Consider the following 16,395-nt stretch of genomic DNA (forward strand, 5'->3'; position numbering starts at 1 on the left):
TCCAATCCTAGCGCTCCCGGAAATTATGCATCAGGGCGGTCGCGAGTTTGGCGGGATCATGGCGTTCGGTCAGCCTGCCCTCAGCATCAACCTCACGCAGATCGTGATAGACCACCCGGGCGCCCAGTGTCTCCGCTGCCCGATCCAGGTAGCGCCGCTCACTGCTCTTCTGGGTGTGGGCATCATCAACCAGGATCCGGTCCAGCCGCAGGCCCGGGGCATGCTGGGAAAGCATGTGGATATGCCGTTCCAGGTTGAAGCCATTGGTCTCGCCATTGTCGGAGCTGAGGTTGAGGACGACCACACGCTGCGCCTCGCTCTCCTTGATGGCCTGCACCACCGCCGGGATCAACAGATGCGGGATAACACTGCTGAACCAGGAACCCGGGCCGAGCGTGAGCAGATCAGCGCTGAGGATCGCCTGGATGGCCTCCGGGCTGGGCATCGGATCATGCGGGATGAGACGCACCCGACGCACCGACCCCGGGGTGGTGGCCACCGCGACCTGGCCGCGGACCTGCAACATCACCCGCGGGTCGTCGTCAAGCCCGGAGACATCCGCCTCAATCTCGAGGGGCTCATTGCACACCGGCAGCACCCGGCCACAGGAGTCGGTGAGCTGGGCGACGGCGTCCAGTGCCTGCTGCTCACTGCCCAGCACCTCGGTCAGGCCGGCGATCAGCAGGTTACCCACCGCATGCCCGGCCAAGGCTCCGGTACCGCCGAAACGGTGCTGCAGGGTCTTGGCCCAGGTGACTCCCTGCGTGGTCTCATTGGACAGCGCGGCCAAAGCCATTCGCAGGTCCCCCGGAGGGATGATGCCCAGTTCGCGGCGGATGCGCCCTGAAGAGCCCCCGTCATCGGCGACTGTGACCACGGCGGAGATCTTCTCCGGCCGACACATTCGCGCCGCGAGCAGAGTCTGATAAAGGCCGTGTCCGCCACCGAGGCTGGTGATGGCGGAGGGCACTGCGGGGTCCATGGTCACTGTTGAGTCGACCTTTCTAACTTGGTTCAGGCCTGGGTGTCCCAAACCTTAGTTGTTCAGGTCGCGGTGCAGAACATTGATGTCGAGTTCGTCGATCTCGCGGAGACGGCGCCCGATTTCTTCGGAGACCGCCACTGAACGGTGATGCCCACCGGTACAGCCGATGGAGACGGTGATGAAATTCTTACCTTCGTGACGATACCCCGCGAGCATCGCACTGAACATTTCCACGAAACTCCGGATGAAGGGTTCGGCCCCCTCCCGACTGAGGACATAATCCGAGACCGGAGCGTCGACGCCACGGTAGGGACGCAGCTCCGGAACCCAGAAAGGATTGGGGAGAAAACGCACGTCAAGGGTGATATCGGCATCCTTGGGGGCGCCGTGTTTGAAACCGAAGGACTGCAGCGTGACATGCTGGCGGGGATTGCCCACATTATCGAAACTGGACTCGATGGCGCGACGGAGATCATGGACCGAAAGATCGGAGGTGTGGATCACCACATCCGCCTCCTCCTTGATGGGGAGCAGGGCATTGCGCTCCCGGGTGATGCCGTGCTGGAGGGTGTCCACCCCCTGCAGGGGGTGGGTGCGCCGCACATTGTCGAAACGACTGATCAGCACCTCATCCCGGGCCTCCATGAACACGATCGTCGGGGCCATACCGCGCTCATGCAGCTCCGCCAACGTCTGCTGCAGACTGCCCTTGAACATTCTCGAACGGACATCAGTGACCACGGCGACGCGCTCCACCGGTGAGTCCGGTTCCGAACACATCTCCAGCAGGTCCAGAATCAGTGCCGGCGGCAGGTTGTGGGCGACATACCAGCCCTTGTCCTCGAACACCTTCGCGGCGCTACTGAGGCCTGCCCCGGACATTCCGGTGATCAGGACGGGAGGAGTGCTGAAACGCTGCGGCACCGCTGCCGAGGTCTTATGAATCATGACCCCCATATTAACCACTGTTGAATACCCCGCCGGACCGTTTCCACCCCCGCTTATCGCCGACCCCCCGAAACCCGGGGCAGGTGTTCATTCCCCGGGGTGCAGGTTCCGGTACACCGACTCCGCCAGCTTCGGCCCGAAACCCTTCACCTCCGCGATCTCCTCCACCGTGGCTTCCTTGAGCTTCTTCACCGAGCCGAAGTGCTTGACCAGATCGGTGCGGCGCACCTGGCCCAGGCCCGGGATGCCATCAAGTTCGGAGACCCGCATCCGTTTGGAACGCTGCTGGCGGTGGTAGGTGATGGCGAAGCGGTGCGCCTCATCACGGATCTGCTGCAGCAGGAAGAGCGCCTGGGAATTACGCGGCAGGATCACCGGGTCCTCATCCCCGGGCAGCCACACCTCCTCCAGTCGCTTGGCCAGACCGATGAGCATGACATCGATGATGCCGAGCTCATCGAAGACCTTCTGGGCGGCGGCGACCTGCGGGGCACCACCATCAACGATATAAAGCTGCGGGGGGTAGGCAAAGCGACGGGTGTCCGTGCTCATCTCCTCCACCTGCTCGTCCTCGAAAGTGGAGCCATCGAACTCCTCAGCCTCCGGTACCGCCAACTTATCGCGGTTGTGCCGCAGGAAACGCCGGCGGGTAACTTCCGCGATGGAGCCGACATCATCGGAACGCCCATCCCCCGCCGCCTCCTTGATGCGGTAACGCCGGTAGTCGGATTTACGTGGCAGACCATCCTCGAAGACCACCAGGGAGGCCACCACATCGGTGCCCTGGATATGGGAGATGTCGGTGCACTCGATCCGCAACGGCGCCTCCTCCATTCCCAGTGCCTCCTGCAGTTCCTGCAGTGCCGCGGAGCGGGCGGTGAGGTCCCCGATTCTCTTGAGTTTGTGCTGGCGCAACGCATCCTTGGCATTGCGTTCCACGGTCTCAGCCAGGGCACGTTTATCACCGCGTTGCGGGACCCGCAGATCCACCCGGGAACCGCGCAGCCCACTGAGGAAGTCCTCGGTCTCGGTGGCCTCGGCGGGCAGCACCGGCACCAGGATCTCCCGAGGCACCACATTCGGTTTCTCCGGGTTCAGATGGGACAGCTGGTCGACACCACGGCGTTCGATCTCCCGGACATCCTCCTCAGCCTCCTGACGGGAGCGTTCCACGGCATCCCCGTAGAACTGGGTGAGGAAGTTCTGCAGTAATGCCGGCAGGGCCGGGTCAGGACTCTCAGTGCTGTCCTCTCCGGCGGGCTCCGCGGCAGCCTCGGTGAGATTTTCGGCCTGGTCACCAGCTTTCTCCACCACCCAGCCGCGCTGACCCCGGATCCGGCCGCCCCGGACATGGAAGATCTGCACCGCAGCCTCCAGCTCATCGGAGGCCACCGCAATGATGTCGGCGTCGGTGCCGTCACCGAGCACCACAGACTGTTTCTCCATCACCTTGCGCACCGCGGCCAGGTCATCCCGGAGTCGGGCGGCCTTCTCGAAGTCGAGCTCCTCCGCCGCGGTCTGCATCTCCTGCTCCAGCTGACGGGTCAATTTATCGGTGTTACCTCCCATGAAGGAGGTGAAACCGGCCACGATCTCGCGGTGCTCATCCTCACTGACCCGGCCGACGCAGGGTGCGGAGCATTTGTCGATATAGCCCAGGAGACAGGGGCGACCGAGTTTCTCATGTCGGTTGTACACCCCCTTGGAGCAGGTCCGGACCGGGAACACCCGCAGTAACAGATCCAGGGTCTCGCGCACCGCCCAGGCATGGGAGTAGGGTCCGAAATAACGGACCCCGGGGCGTCTGGGCCCACGGTAGAAGAAGGCACGTGGGATCCGCTCCCCCGTGGAGACCGCCAACATCGGGTAGGTCTTGTCATCGCGGTACTTGACGTTGTAGCGCGGATCAAATTTTTTGATCCAGGTGTACTCAAGCTGGAGGGACTCCACCTCGGTTGAGACCACGGTCCATTCCACCGACGCCGCATGGAACACCATCTGGCGGGTACGGGGGTGTAGCTGGGTGGGGTCCTGGAAGTAGTTGGAGAGTCGGGCCCGCAGGTTCTTGGCCTTACCGACGTAGATGACGCGGCGGGACTCATCCCGGAATTTATAAACGCCCGGCTGCGTGGGAATACTCCCCGGCGCCGGGCGGTAGGTGCTTGGATCTGCCATGACGTGCTGTTGTGGACCCTAGTCCTGGGGCATGTACTTGGCTTCGAGGTCACGGAACTTCGCGACGTCCCGGACCACCTGCTCGCCATCCATGGACTGCAGCGCCCACACCGGAACGTACTCAAACTCCGGCAGCTCCAGGCGGGCGATACGGTGCCCCTTGGGGAAGGAGAGACCGTAGACCACGGTCCAGGGGTAGAAACGGGAACCGATGAGGTTACGGACCTCAACACCGTCGGCGTTTACCCGCACCCGGGGGCGGGAGAGACCGAGGAAGGCCGCCACGGAGATGATGATGCCCACACCGATGAAGGCGAACTGGTCGATCGGGGTGATTGCCGCACCGGTATATCCGATACCGACGGTGACACCCATGAAGATGTGGACCGCCATGATAAGGATCACCAGGATGACGGCAACCAGTTTGAGTCGCTTGGAGGTCGCCACCAGCTCCCAGGGCTTGTCACTGGTCATCGCCCCAGCGTCTGCTGCGGTGTAGGCATGGATCTGGCGGTCACCGAGCTTCTGTCCGGCATCTGCACCGCGCTGTGGATCCACGTTCGGGGTGTCGCTGTTCTTAGCGTCCACGGTTCAGCTTCACACTCTTCCTTGAGCCTTGGGTTGTCCTGCTTTGTCAGTCTAACCGCGGGAGGCCCGCATCGACGAAAGCAGCAGGGCGGTATCCAGTGCCGCGATCATGGACTCCGCACCCTTGTCCTCCTCGGAGCCCGGCAGGCCGGAGCGGTCCTCGGCCTGTTCCTGGGTGTTGGTGGTCAACACGCCGTTGCCGACCGGAACTCCGGTGTCCAGGGCGATGCGGGTCAGACCCTGGGTGACGGAGTCGCAGACATAATCAAAGTGCGGGGTGCCGCCCCGGATGACACAACCCAGCGCCACGACGGCATCATGGGTTTTGGCGGCTTCCTGGACCACCACGGGAAGTTCCAGGGCACCGACCACACGGTACTCACTGACTTCCGCACCGCATTCCGTGGCGGTGGTGACCGCACGGGTATGCAGTTGGTCGCAGATCTCCTGGTTCCAGGTGGCGGTCACCACGGCAACCTTCAGGCCGGTGGCGTCAACATGGTTGATCCCCGGCAGGCCTTCCTTGCTCATCAGTTCTCCTCTGGATGGGTGGCATCCCAGACGGCGACGGAGGGCAGTTTATGGCCCATCCGGTCCCGCTTGGTGCGCAGGTAGTTGATGTTGTCGGAGTTCGGGGTGACCGGCACCGGGGTGGGGACACCGATCTTCACACCGTGTCCGACCAGAGCCGAGGACTTATAAGGGTTGTTGCTGAGCAGGCTCAACGACTTCACCCCGAGGTCCCGCACGATCTGGGCGGCGCTGGAGTACTCGCGGGCATCAGCTGGCAACCCCAGCTGCAGGTTGGCGTCGACGGTGTCGATGCCCTGGTCCTGCAGGTGATAGGCCTGCAGCTTGGCCAGCAGGCCGATGCCCCGACCCTCATGGCCGCGCATGTAGATGATGATGCCCCGGCCAGCTTCCTGGACCATCCGCATCGACTCCTGCAGCTGCGGGCCGCAGTCGCAACGCCGGGAGGAGAAGACATCCCCGGTCAGGCACTCCGAGTGCACCCTGACCAGGACATCCTCCCCACCATCGTGCTCCGGTTCACCCGCGACCAGGGCGATATGCTCGAAACCGTCGACTTTATTGCGGTAGCCGATTGCCCGGAAGGGGCCGTGTTCGGTGGGCAGCACAGTCTCCACGACTCGTTCCACCTGCACCTCATTGCGGCGACGCCACTCAATGAGCTGCTCGATGGAGATCATCTTCAGGCCATGCTCATCGGCGAAGCGACGCAGTTCCGGGCCACGCGCCATGTCAGTGGGGTCATCCTCACTGACAACCTCACAGAGCACACCTGCCGGACGAAGACCGGCCGCGCGGGAAAGGTCGACCGCGGCCTCGGTATGGCCGTCACGGGTGAGTACGCCACCACTTCGGGCACGCAGCGGCACCACATGGCCGGGGCGGGTGAAGTCACTGGCCTTACGCTCCGGGTCAGCCAACCAGCGCAGTGTCTCAGCCCGGGAGGTGGCGGAGATTCCGGTGGTGCCGGTGGCGGCATCCACTGTGACGGTATAAGCCGTCTGGCGGGCATCCTGGTTCCTAGCGATCATCGGGGGGAGGTTCAGCCGGTCGCAGTCCTCCTCCGTCATGGAAACGCAGATATAGCCAGAGCTGTATCGGACCATGAAGGCCACAAGCTCGGGGGTGGCGAGTTCAGCCGCGAAAATAAGGTCGCCCTCATTCTCGCGATCCTCATCATCGACCACCACGACCGCTTCTCCAGCGGCGATGGCGGCGATGGCCTCTTCAACGGTATCCAGGCGCAGCCTGCGAGATTCTTGCTCAGTCACAGTGTTCAACCTTAGCCCGCCGTCGATGAGGATCCGGTCACCGGTCCACCCGCATCGGGGAGGACTCCCCGACTGAGCATCCGTTCGACATACTTGGCCAGCACGTCAACCTCGAGGTTGACGGTGTCGCCGACCTGGAGAGCACCGTGGGTGGTATCCGCCAGGGTGGTCGGGATCAGGGAGACCTCGAACCAGTCCTCCCCCAGCCCCGCCACCGTCAAGGAAGTGCCGTTGATCGCGATGGATCCCTTGGCCACCACATAGGCGGCGAGCGCCTCCGGCAGGGCGAAGCGAAGGACTTCCCAGTGCTCGGAGGGAGTGCGGCTGAGCAGGGCCGAGGTGCCGTCGACATGCCCCTGCATGATGTGGCCGCCGAGGCGGTCGCTGACCGCCAGAGCTCGCTCCAGGTTGACCCTGGAGCCCGGCACCAGCCGGCCGAGATTGGTGGCATCCAGCGTGATCTTCATCAGGTCAGCGGTGAAGAGCTCCGCTTCCTGGGTGGCAACAGTCAGACAGACACCATTGACCGCAATGGAGTCCCCTAATTTGGCATCAGAGAGCACCTGCTTGGCACGGATGCTCATCTGGACGGAGTCACCGAGATCCTTCACGGATTCCACCGTGCCGATCTCCTCCACAATTCCGGTGAACATTAGTCGCTCACGCTACCTTTCTTCTTGAGTTCCAGGAGTAGGTCTCCACCGAGCCTGGTCTGGGAGACTAGTTCGAAGCTGGCCGCACCGGCGAGGGTGTCAGAGACCGCATTCGCCAGGACCGGATGCCCCTGCCCTAAGAGGGTGGGTGCGATATAGGCCTGAATATTGTCCACCAGTCCGGCGGCGAGGAATGCTGAGGCCAGTCCGGCCCCACCTTCGACAAGCACATCACGTGCTCCTGCCTGCCATAACGCCGCCAGGGCGGTGGAAATTTCCGGGTACTGCTCAAAGCCCAGGCGGTGGAGGTTGGGGGCCTGCTCCGCACTGATCGGCCGGGAGCCGATGACCACCCGGCGGGGCTGGGTGTCATGGAGGCTACCGTCTTCCCGGCGGGCGGTCAGCGAGGGGTTGTCAGCCAGGGCGGTACCGGTGCCGATGATGATGCCGTCACGCTGACGACGGTCCTCATGCACTCTGCGCCGGGCCTGATCTCCGGTGATCCACTGGCTGCTGCCATCCAGGGCTGCGGTGAAACCGTCCAGGGTCTGGGCGAATTTGAGGGTCACCGTGGGCCGGCCCAGCTGCAGCGAATTCAGCCAGGGCAGCAGATCCCGGGAGGAGGTGTTGATGCGGACGACCGCCACCTCCTGTTCCCGGAGGAACTGGGCGCCACCACTGGCCTGGCCGTTGGGGTCCGGATGGACGTAGTACACCGCGGCGATACCAGCCTTGAGCAGCGCCTGGGTGCAGGGTCCGGTCCGGCCGATGTGATTGCAGGGTTCCAGGGTGACCACGGCAGTGCCCCCCAGGGCCTTCTCCCCCGCCTCGGCCAGCGCCATGACCTCGGCGTGGGCCCCCCCGGCAGGCTGGGTGCCGCCGACACCGACAATGTTCCCGCTGGTGTCCAGGATGGCGGCACCTACCGGCGGGTTGGGGCTGGTCCGGCCATGTGCCTCGGCACCGGCGGCCAGGGCGGCCGCCAGTCCCCGGGCGAGATCAGCGTCCAGATTCTCCGGGTCTATCGCAGGGATCCTCATGTTTCAGAGGGTCGCCAGTGCCCGCAGCTCCCGGACCGCGGCATTGGGGTCCTCGGCACCGTAGACGGCGGAACCGGCGACGAAGGCATCGCAGCCGGCTTCCGCAGCCTGGGCGATGGTCTCGGCAGAGATGCCGCCGTCGATCTCGATGAGGACATCGAGATTGTTCTCGTCGATGACGGCACGCAGGGTACGGACCTTGTCCAGCTGCTCCGGCATGAAGGACTGTCCCCCGAAACCGGGTTCCACACTCATGATCAGGACTTCATCGAAGTGCTCCAGGTGCAGCAGATAGGGCTCGATCGGGGTGCCGGGGCGTAGGGAGAAACCGACCTTGACACCCTTGGCACGGATTTCATCGGCCAGCGCAACCGGGTTGTTCACGGCTTCGACGTGGAAGATGATGCAGTCCGCACCGGCCTTGATGTAGTGGTCGACCCACTTCCCAGGGTTCTCGATCATCAGGTGGACATCGAGGGGTTTATCGGTGATCCGGTTGACGGCGGCGGTGACATCCGGGCCAAAGGAGAGATTCGGCACGAAGTGGCCGTCCATGATGTCGACGTGGATCCAGTCCGCGTCGGGAATGGCGGCGATCTCCCGGTCCAGCCGGGTGAAATCTGCCGCGAGAATCGAAGGGGCGATGATCGGGGTAGCCATGACCCCGATCATACCCGCCACCGATTCCGTCCTAGCTCACGGGCTTGCGCAGCACCGCGAAGAACATCGCATCGGTGCCGTGGCGGTGTGGCCACATCTGCACCGACTTCCCCTCCCCGGTGTTCTCCATGCCGGGGACCAACTCATGGGCATCCAGTTCCTCCAGCTCATGGCTGGCCAGAGCGGCATCCACGATGTCCCGGGTCTCGCGCAGATCCGGGGAGCAGGTGGAGTAGATGACCACGCCACCGGGACGGACCAGCTTGAGTGCGGAGTCCAGCAGTTGTGACTGGAGTTCATTGAGCTCGGCGATATCGGATTCCGACTTGCGCCAGCGGGCCTCTGGGCGGCGGCGCAGAGCACCCAGGCCGGAGCAGGGGGCGTCGAGGAGCACACGGTCGAAACCTGGTTCGTAGCCAGGGTCACGGCCATCCCCGACCTTGATCCTGACCGGCAGGTCACCAACGGTGCGGCGGATCAGTTCCGCGCGGTGCTCCGAGATCTCCACGGCATCGACCTTTGCGCCGTCGATACGCGCCAAGGCGCCGAGCAGCGCGGCCTTACCGCCCGGGCCAGCGCAAAGATCAAGCCAACGTCCTTGATCTTTTCCTTCGATGGGGGCTTCCGCCACGGCGCGGGCGATGAGCTGACTGCCCTCATCCTGCACTGCGGCCAGGCCATCACGGACCGGTTCCAGCTCACCGGGGTCGCCGGACTCGAGATAGACGGCATAGGGCGAGTAACGCCCCTCCTCCGCGCCGATGGACAGGGCCAGTTCCTCGGCACTGATCTCACCGGGGCGGGCCACCAGGTGCACGATGGGGCGCTCGGAGTCGGCTTCCAGGGCGGCCGAAAGCTCCTCCATGCCGATGACCTTGGCGAAAGACTCGGCGATCCAGGTGGGGTGGGCATGGCCGAAGGCCAGCCCCTCGATCTCCCCGGCCGGGGTTAGCTTTTCAATCCACTTCTCCGGGGTGCTGCGCGAAATGGTGCGCATGATGGCGTTGGCGAAACCCTTGGCGTGGATCTGGCCCACACCCTCGACAATGCGGACGGTGGTGTCCACCGCGGCATGTGGTTCCACACGGGTATAGAGCAGCTGGTAGGCGCCCAGGCGAAGGGCATCGAGCACCTCCGGGGCGATATCGGCCAGTGGCCGGCTGGAACAATCGGCGATCACCGCGTCCAGCACACCCTGGGTACGCAGGGCACCATAGGACAGTTCGGTGGCGAAGGCGGCGTCCCGGGACCCGCTCAGCTTGCGTTGCCGCAGCAGCTGCGGAAGAAGCAGGTTGGCGTAGGCGTCATTGGCGCGCACCTTGGAGAGGACCTCGTAGGCCACGGTGCGGGCGACATCAATGCCGATATTCAACGGTTCAGGCTTCGGGGGCCGGCTGTCCCCACGCTGGGGGCGGGAGCCGCCCTGACCCCGGTTCTCGCCCTGTTTCACGTTCTGGCCACGCCCACGCTCAGCGCCGCGCTCCCCGCGGGACGCAGTGCCACGTCCCCCATTATCCCGTCCTGCATTATCTCGTCCTGAACCTTGACTAGAACGGCTCCGGAAGCTCTTTCCCTCCTCCCCGCCACGGGAAGCCCGTGGGGAGTCGCTGACGTTTTCCCGCGATCCATTGGCGCGCGGATCATTAGCGGAGTTGTCACGGCTCTTGCGGGAACGGGAACGGAAGCCCCCACCACTGTTGTTCTGGCTCATTGAAAAATCATCCCATCCGTGTTTTCGCGACCCCGGGCCCAATCGGCCGCGGCCATCATCTTCTTGCCCGGGGGCTGGATACGATCCAGGCGCAGCGGGGTGGTTCCGGTGCCCACGTGCACCGAGTCCTTGTTCACCAGTACCACACCCGGAGCCAGACCCTTAAGCTCATCAGTCAGTTCGGTGTCCTTGACTCTCGGGGCGGTGCCGATCTTGAAGCGCTCTTCACCCAGCAGGGTCCACGCACCTGGACCCGGGGTGTGGGCACGAATGTGTCGATCCACCGCAAAGTCCGGGTTGGACCAGGTGATGCGTGCATCCTCGGTGGTGATCTTGGTGGCGTAGCTGGCCTCACCCTGCTGGGGCTGGGGCTGGATCTGGCCGGCTTCCAGGCCGTCCATGGTGGCCACCAGCAGGTCCGCGCCGGAGTAGGCCAGGCGGGTCAGCAGGTCATCGGCGGTATCGGTGTCGCGGATCCGCTCAGTGACGGTCCCCAGCACCGGACCGGTGTCCAGCCCCTTCTCGATGCGGAAGGTGCTGGCGCCGGTGATGTCATCACCGGCGTTGATCGCGGCCTGCACCGGGGCGGCACCGCGCCAGGCCGGGAGCAGGGAGAAGTGCAGGTTCACCCACCCATGGATGGGCAGATCCAGTAGATCCTCGGTGACCAGGTTGCCGTAGGCCACCACCGGGATGCAGTCCGGTGCGATCTCGCGGAGGCGGGCACGCAGGGCTTCCCCGTCCTCGGTGCCGGGCTTCAGGGTGCTCGGGGCGAGCACCTCAATACCGTGCTCCTGCGCCAGTGCGGAGACCGGCGAAGGGTGCAGGGTGCGACCACGGCCCTTGCGGGCATCAGGCCTGGTGATCACGGCGGCAATCTCATGCTCGGAGTCAAGCAGCCGCTGCAGTGCCACCACAGCGGGTTCCGGGGTGCCGGCGAAAACTAGACGCATATTCTTTGCTGTTCCTTTTCTGAAGGCTGGTCTTTTAAGCGTTGAACCAGGCGGAGTTACGGATCTCACGCATGGCTTCCTTGCGCAGTTCCGGGTTCAGCCGCTTGAGGAAGAGCACCCCGTCCAGGTGGTCGGTCTCATGCTGGATACACCGCGCCATCAGGCCGGAGGCCACCAGGGAAACCGGATTCCCGTTGAGGTCCTGGCCACTGAGGCTGACCGTATTGAAACGGGTGGCCTCCTGGGAGATGTCCGGGATGGAGAGACAGCCTTCCTGGCCGGTCTGGGTCTCCTCACCTATGGCCTCCCACACCGGGTTGATGATGTGGCCACGCTGCCCGCCCTCCTCATGGGAGCAGTCATAGACAAAAACCCGTCGGGTCACACCGACCTGGTTGGCGGCCAGGCCGACGCCACCGGCCTCGTCCATGGTCTCGAGCATGTCCTCGACCAAGGTGGCCAGGGACTCATCGAAGTCGGTGACTTCCTCGGCGCGGGTGGTCAGGACCGGGTCGCCGAACATACGGATGGATCGGAGGGTCATTGGTGCAGCGGACTCCTTGAGTCTGAGTGGTGGGGCGGCCATGCTTCAACCGCCCCCTGGGCACACCCCCGGGGGACAGATGCGTATCCCCGGAGGCGATGAGTTATCCTCCATCGTATCGCTGGTGGCGGATATCCCCGCGATCCGACCCCTGAGCTGGCCCGGCGCGATGCTCTCGGGGGGGGCGGAAAGATGCTTATCGACGCTGCGCCCCCTTCCGCACCGGTGCAGGGAGGCCGTCAGGATCGGTGCCGTGCAATATCCGCAGCTCCTGGAGTACAAGGTCCCCGGAGCTGCGAGACAGTCCATGCCGCCGATCACTGCGTATATCGAGAAGTAGCGCACATGCTTCCAGCTTGCAGCCAGTGGTTCCTCCCTGGGATCGGAAACCAGGAGGATGCGTGGACTTCCCCTGTCACAGACCGGACTGTCCAGCATTTCCTCAGTGATGTCTGCCGGGGCGTGGGCGACCATCTCGTGGACACCCCCTGATGGATTGGGCAAAAGCTCTCCCACCGCTGGATCAGCTCATCATCCATCACTCATCTTGTTCCGGCAGGGTGAGCGGTACCTGCGGGAGCGCTGCGGCGATCGTTGAGGTGGGGACAATGGGTGTCATGAAGGTTCAGCAGACTGTTCAGGGTGGACAGTCCCCGGCGAGGTTTTCCGGGTTTATCTGACAGTTCTTTTCCGGGCGGTGACTGGGAGCCGCTAAGCGATCTCAGGGTGGCAAAGCGACATGAGAACGGTAGGAAGGTGCGGCTATTGGGCTATCCAGAAATCTTTATCATTCCGAAACATCGGGGTGTTACTGCTGACTGGAGGGCGGTTTTCAGGTGATTCATAAGTTAGGGGCCAGGCATCTCAGGCATGGTCTTCCTACAGTGGGAAGTGTCAGCATCCAGAGTGACAGTTGGACAAGACATCAAGATCATGGGTGACCGTGATCTTGATGGACTGGGTGAATGCACCAATCTATAAGGAGAACCTAATGGATAAGCGCGATATTCACGACCTCACGACCGCCACCGCCTATGACCGCGACGGGGAGAAGCTGGGCTCCGTCAAACAGGTCTACGTCAATGACTCCACCGGGCAGCCGGATTTCGTAGAGGTCGGCCACGGCCTCTTCGGCATGAGTTCAAGCCTGGTGCCGCTGCGTGGGCACCAGCTCAGCGGCCAAGACCTGCGCCTCGCTTTCAGCAAGGACCGTATCAAGGACGCTCCGAATATTGAGGATGACACCCACCTCTCCGAAGAGGACCACGACCTCATCTACCGTCATTATGAGCTCGAGGGAGCAGAGAACCTCGAGACCTATAACGCTGACTTCCGCGACAACGAGCGTGATCTCGGAACCGACCGGGCCGCCGCTGGTGCTGCCGGAGGCGCCGCTGGTGTCGGCGGGGGCGCCGCCTTCGACCGTAAGCATGACCAGCGTGTTGACGCCGCTGATGTCCGCGAAACCGAACAAGACCGTCTGGTTGACCGGGACGCTGCCGGCGTAGCCGGAGAGCGTGCCGACACCGGGCAGCGCACCGATGACGTTGACTCGATGGTCCTTTCCGAGGAACGCCTGAATGTCGACAAGGAACGGGTGGAGACCGGCAAGGTCCGACTGCGCAAGTACGTCGTCCACGACACCGAGACCGTCGAGGTCCCCGTGCAGCGCGAAGAGGTGCATGTCGAACGCACCCCGGTCGATGCCGATGACACCCGCCGCGGACTGCGTGGCGAAGGCCTCGGCGAGGATGAGGTCTCGGTGACCCTCTCCGAGGAGCATGCCAATGTCACCAAGGAAACCGTACCCGTGGAAGAGGTCAGTCTCTCCAAGGAGACCGTCCGCGACACCGAGACGGTGCACGAGGATGTCGCCCGTGAAGAGCTCGATGTCGACGGTGTCGACGGTGTCGACGGTGATATCGATGATCCCAACCTGCGTCGCTAACCCCTGATCCATCACCTGCAGGCCCTGCCAGACCAACCCGGTCCGGCAGGGCCTCTTTTCCGCTCTCCCGCTCTAAAACCCAGGCCCGCCAGAACAGCACGCGCCGATCATGGACCTGCAGACAGCACAGATGACCGTAGCCCCTTGATCCGGGCAGTGCGCCCCTCCATCATGGAAGAACCATGAGTTTTTCCCGGAGAATGTCCCCCTGAAGGAGACGACCATGATCACCACCGATGTCGCCGATGGCATTGACCTGATCTCCCATGCTCACGTGAACTGTTATCTCATCGACTCGGATGAAGGAGTCACCCTCGTCGATGCGGGACTCCCCCGCATGTGGCCCATGGTCCTCGGGGCTCTGGTCAGGCGTGGCCGACAGGCTGAGGACATCCGGGGGCTGGTGCTCACCCACGGCCACTTCGATCATGTGGGCTTCGCCCGGCATGTCCACCAGAAACTAGGTGTCCCCGTTTTCGTCCACCCACAGGATGAATATCTCGCAGCCCACCCCTATAGTTACCAACCTCAGAGCAACCGATTCCTCTACCCGCTGGCACACCCCCGCTCCCTGCCCTTGTTGGGGAGGATGGCACTTGCCGGGGCATTGAGCATCAGGGGCATCAGCGACACCCGCGCCCTGACAACCGGTGATCCGCTGCCACTGCCCGGGTCCCCGGTAGCGATGCTCGCCCCGGGTCACACTGCTGGGCAGTGCATCCTCCACCTACCGGACCGAGACACCGTGATCAGCGGGGACGCCCTGGTGACCCTTGATCCCTACACCGGTAAACCCGGTCCTCAGATTGTGGCGTCCGCAGCCACGAAAGATACCCGTCAGGCTCTGGCCGCGCTGGATGTTCTGGTGGACACCGGGGCGACCACTGTCCTACCGGGGCATGGTGACCCCTGGGCCCACGGCGTCGACAAGGCCGTGGACCGAGCCCGCGCGATTGGGGAGCATTAACCTCAGCGGCCGAGCAGCCCACGGAGATGACCGAAGACCGCACTGACGGGTTGGGCTGCCTGCCCGCAGAATGTCTTCCTCCGGCAGTTGCACGGCATCGGCATGCGGGGGCTGCCGCCCAGAGACCACCTGGTGAGGGCCTTCGCTACTGGGCCGGATGTCGAAGTCGAAGATATCGGTGGGCAGATAAAGGGTGGAACAGGCATTGGGGATATCCACCACACTCGACAGATGCGCCTCAATGGGGGCAGCGCCCAGCAGCAGATAAGCCTGCTCTCGGCTGTAGCCGAAGGCACTCAGGTAGTCGATGGCGTGCAGGCAGGCCCGTTGGTAGGCGAGGTAGGGGTCAAGGTAGCGCTGCCGGTCGTCTTCAGTGACGGAGATACCGGCGAAGGCCAGCCAGTTGTCATGACGGGGTGCGGCCTCGCCGGGGAGGAAGATGGCGTTCTCCGACACCCGGTAGGTGGACATTCCATCCGGGATCAGGTCGACATGCAGATCCACCACCCCACCCATCTCGATGGCCCCGCAGAGGGTGATCTCCCCGTCACCCTGGGAGAAGTGCAGGTCACCCACGGAAAGGTTGGCACCTTCCACGAAGACGGGGTAAAACACCCGGCTGCCACGGGTGAGGTCCTTGATGTCCTGGTTGCCACCATTCTCCCGCGGCGGGGTGGTCTGGGCTGCCTCCAACGCCAGACGCGCGGCCTGCTCATCGGAAACCTTCCCGAGCACCGCGCCCTTTGGCAGGGGTGGCAGAGCCAGGGGCGGTACCCGCAGCGGACGGCGTGCCACCAACTTCGCCTCCCGCTTATTCCACCGTCTCAACAACTGCTCGGAGGGGGCGGTACCCATTACCCCAGGATGCGGGGCGCCAGCGAAGGAAACACCGGGGATATGCCTCGAGGTGGCCCTGCCCTCCCGGAATTCCCAGATCGCCTTATGTGCGTCCGGGAAATGCTCGTGCAGGAAGCCACCGCCATTGGCTGGGGCGAAGATACCGGTATAACCCCACCCCTCGCCAGCCAGCGGTCCAGTCTCCCCTGCCGTGCCGACTTCACTGGTGGGCTGGACATCAACGATGTCCACCACCAGCAGGTCCCCGGGTTTGGCCCCCTCCACCCGGAAAGGCCCGGAGAGGGGATGTCCGATGTGAAAGGGGGCGGTGAGCACATCCTCGGCGGATTCATCATTGCGTATATGACCATCGAACCACTCCCGACAATCCACCCGGAAAGTCTCCCCCGGGCGGACGGTGGCCACCGCCGGGATGTCCGGATGCCAACGGTTATGGCCGAGGGGCGCCTGCTTGTGGAAGGGCTTTGTGGGATCCAGAGTGAATAAATTTTCTCTCATGCACCCTTAGCGTAGAGGAGAAAAGTGACCTGGAGCACCCCCTTGGCGGGTCAGGCTGCGACACC

Annotated in this window: 16 protein-coding genes; 3 read left to right on the top strand and 13 right to left on the bottom strand. The window is 63.8% G+C overall.

What is annotated here, in order from left to right; all coding sequences use genetic code 11:
• Positions 1 to 7: 7 nt before the first annotated feature.
• The 12 genes from COCCU_RS07705 to def all read right to left on the bottom strand — a co-directional run bounded on the left by COCCU_RS07705 (position 8) and on the right by def (position 12,059).
• Complete coding sequence (locus COCCU_RS07705; protein WP_156232696.1) at positions 8 to 982, bottom strand: gluconeogenesis factor YvcK family protein; 975 nt, start codon at positions 980 to 982, stop codon at positions 8 to 10.
• 54 nt (positions 983 to 1,036) lie between these two features.
• Positions 1,037 to 1,933, bottom strand: a complete 897-nt coding sequence (gene rapZ / locus COCCU_RS07710; RefSeq protein WP_197088313.1) for an RNase adapter RapZ — start codon at positions 1,931 to 1,933, stop codon at positions 1,037 to 1,039.
• An 87-nt stretch (positions 1,934 to 2,020) separates the two neighbouring features.
• Positions 2,021 to 4,108 (bottom strand): excinuclease ABC subunit UvrC, encoded by a 2,088-nt coding sequence (gene uvrC, locus COCCU_RS07715; RefSeq protein WP_156230975.1) that lies wholly within the window; start codon positions 4,106 to 4,108, stop codon positions 2,021 to 2,023.
• Positions 4,109 to 4,126: 18 nt separating this feature from the next.
• Entirely contained in the window at positions 4,127 to 4,696 is a 570-nt protein-coding gene (locus tag COCCU_RS07720) for a PH domain-containing protein (RefSeq protein ID WP_407924130.1), read from the bottom strand.
• Between the two features lie 51 nt (positions 4,697 to 4,747).
• Complete coding sequence (ribH, locus tag COCCU_RS07725) at positions 4,748 to 5,227, bottom strand: 6,7-dimethyl-8-ribityllumazine synthase (RefSeq protein ID WP_156230976.1); 480 nt, start codon at positions 5,225 to 5,227, stop codon at positions 4,748 to 4,750.
• A complete protein-coding gene (locus COCCU_RS07730) occupies positions 5,227 to 6,498 on the bottom strand; it encodes a bifunctional 3,4-dihydroxy-2-butanone-4-phosphate synthase/GTP cyclohydrolase II (RefSeq protein ID WP_156230977.1) in 1,272 nt (423 codons plus the stop codon). Before COCCU_RS07730 ends, ribH begins: the two co-directional genes overlap by 1 nt.
• A gap of 11 nt (positions 6,499 to 6,509) precedes the next feature.
• Complete coding sequence (locus COCCU_RS07735) at positions 6,510 to 7,151, bottom strand: riboflavin synthase (RefSeq protein ID WP_156230978.1); 642 nt, start codon at positions 7,149 to 7,151, stop codon at positions 6,510 to 6,512.
• Complete coding sequence (gene ribD, locus COCCU_RS07740; protein WP_156230979.1) at positions 7,151 to 8,191, bottom strand: bifunctional diaminohydroxyphosphoribosylaminopyrimidine deaminase/5-amino-6-(5-phosphoribosylamino)uracil reductase RibD; 1,041 nt, start codon at positions 8,189 to 8,191, stop codon at positions 7,151 to 7,153. The genes COCCU_RS07735 and ribD overlap by 1 nt, the downstream gene beginning before the upstream one ends.
• A 3-nt stretch (positions 8,192 to 8,194) precedes the next feature.
• Complete coding sequence (gene rpe, locus COCCU_RS07745) at positions 8,195 to 8,851, bottom strand: ribulose-phosphate 3-epimerase (protein ID WP_156230980.1); 657 nt, start codon at positions 8,849 to 8,851, stop codon at positions 8,195 to 8,197.
• Positions 8,852 to 8,882: 31 nt separating this feature from the next.
• Positions 8,883 to 10,562 (bottom strand): RsmB/NOP family class I SAM-dependent RNA methyltransferase, encoded by a 1,680-nt coding sequence (locus COCCU_RS07750; protein WP_156230981.1) that lies wholly within the window; start codon positions 10,560 to 10,562, stop codon positions 8,883 to 8,885.
• Positions 10,559 to 11,515, bottom strand: coding sequence for a methionyl-tRNA formyltransferase (gene fmt, locus COCCU_RS07755; protein ID WP_156230982.1), 957 nt, complete (start codon positions 11,513 to 11,515; stop codon positions 10,559 to 10,561). Before fmt ends, COCCU_RS07750 begins: the two co-directional genes overlap by 4 nt.
• A 34-nt stretch (positions 11,516 to 11,549) precedes the next feature.
• Positions 11,550 to 12,059: a peptide deformylase gene (def, locus tag COCCU_RS07760; RefSeq protein WP_156230983.1), complete on the bottom strand. Its 510-nt coding sequence runs from the start codon at positions 12,057 to 12,059 to the stop codon at positions 11,550 to 11,552.
• Positions 12,060 to 12,138: 79 nt separating this feature from the next.
• Between def and COCCU_RS07765 the strand changes: the two genes are divergently transcribed.
• From COCCU_RS07765 to COCCU_RS07775, 3 genes are all read left to right on the top strand, one after another.
• Positions 12,139 to 12,399 carry a G protein-coupled receptor family protein gene (locus COCCU_RS07765; protein ID WP_156230984.1) on the top strand — a complete coding sequence of 87 codons (261 nt, stop codon included), beginning with the start codon at positions 12,139 to 12,141 and terminating at the stop codon, positions 12,397 to 12,399.
• Between the two features lie 651 nt (positions 12,400 to 13,050).
• On the top strand, positions 13,051 to 14,007 hold the full coding sequence (locus COCCU_RS07770) for a PRC and DUF2382 domain-containing protein (RefSeq protein ID WP_156230985.1): 957 nt from the start codon (positions 13,051 to 13,053) through the stop codon (positions 14,005 to 14,007).
• Positions 14,008 to 14,230: 223 nt separating this feature from the next.
• Positions 14,231 to 14,974 carry an MBL fold metallo-hydrolase gene (locus COCCU_RS07775; RefSeq protein WP_156230986.1) on the top strand — a complete coding sequence of 248 codons (744 nt, stop codon included), beginning with the start codon at positions 14,231 to 14,233 and terminating at the stop codon, positions 14,972 to 14,974.
• Here COCCU_RS07775 and fmdA read toward each other — a convergent pair.
• Complete coding sequence (gene fmdA, locus COCCU_RS07780) at positions 14,897 to 16,330, bottom strand: formamidase (protein ID WP_156230987.1); 1,434 nt, start codon at positions 16,328 to 16,330, stop codon at positions 14,897 to 14,899. The genes COCCU_RS07775 and fmdA overlap by 78 nt on opposite strands.
• Positions 16,331 to 16,395 lie beyond the last annotated feature (65 nt).

Origin of the sequence: Corynebacterium occultum, assembly GCF_009734425.1 — a bacterium.
Lineage (GTDB): Bacteria > Actinomycetota > Actinomycetes > Mycobacteriales > Mycobacteriaceae > Corynebacterium > Corynebacterium occultum.

Bases quoted from the DNA above. Each gene is read 5' to 3' on its own strand.
- COCCU_RS07705 (WP_156232696.1), bottom strand. From the start codon at position 982: ATGGACCCCGCAGTGCCCTCCGCCATCACCAGCCTCGGTGGCGGACAC.
- rapZ (WP_197088313.1), bottom strand. From the start codon at position 1,933: ATGATTCATAAGACCTCGGCAGCGGTGCCGCAGCGTTTCAGCACTCCT.
- uvrC (WP_156230975.1), bottom strand. From the start codon at position 4,108: ATGGCAGATCCAAGCACCTACCGCCCGGCGCCGGGGAGTATTCCCACG.
- ribH (WP_156230976.1), bottom strand. From the start codon at position 5,227: ATGAGCAAGGAAGGCCTGCCGGGGATCAACCATGTTGACGCCACCGGC.
- COCCU_RS07735 (WP_156230978.1), bottom strand. From the start codon at position 7,151: ATGTTCACCGGAATTGTGGAGGAGATCGGCACGGTGGAATCCGTGAAG.
- ribD (WP_156230979.1), bottom strand. From the start codon at position 8,191: ATGAGGATCCCTGCGATAGACCCGGAGAATCTGGACGCTGATCTCGCC.
- rpe (WP_156230980.1), bottom strand. From the start codon at position 8,851: ATGGCTACCCCGATCATCGCCCCTTCGATTCTCGCGGCAGATTTCACC.
- COCCU_RS07750 (WP_156230981.1), bottom strand. From the start codon at position 10,562: ATGAGCCAGAACAACAGTGGTGGGGGCTTCCGTTCCCGTTCCCGCAAG.
- fmt (WP_156230982.1), bottom strand. From the start codon at position 11,515: ATGCGTCTAGTTTTCGCCGGCACCCCGGAACCCGCTGTGGTGGCACTG.
- def (WP_156230983.1), bottom strand. From the start codon at position 12,059: ATGACCCTCCGATCCATCCGTATGTTCGGCGACCCGGTCCTGACCACC.
- COCCU_RS07765 (WP_156230984.1), top strand. From the start codon at position 12,139: ATGCGTATCCCCGGAGGCGATGAGTTATCCTCCATCGTATCGCTGGTG.
- COCCU_RS07770 (WP_156230985.1), top strand. From the start codon at position 13,051: ATGGATAAGCGCGATATTCACGACCTCACGACCGCCACCGCCTATGAC.
- COCCU_RS07775 (WP_156230986.1), top strand. From the start codon at position 14,231: ATGATCACCACCGATGTCGCCGATGGCATTGACCTGATCTCCCATGCT.
- fmdA (WP_156230987.1), bottom strand. From the start codon at position 16,330: ATGAGAGAAAATTTATTCACTCTGGATCCCACAAAGCCCTTCCACAAG.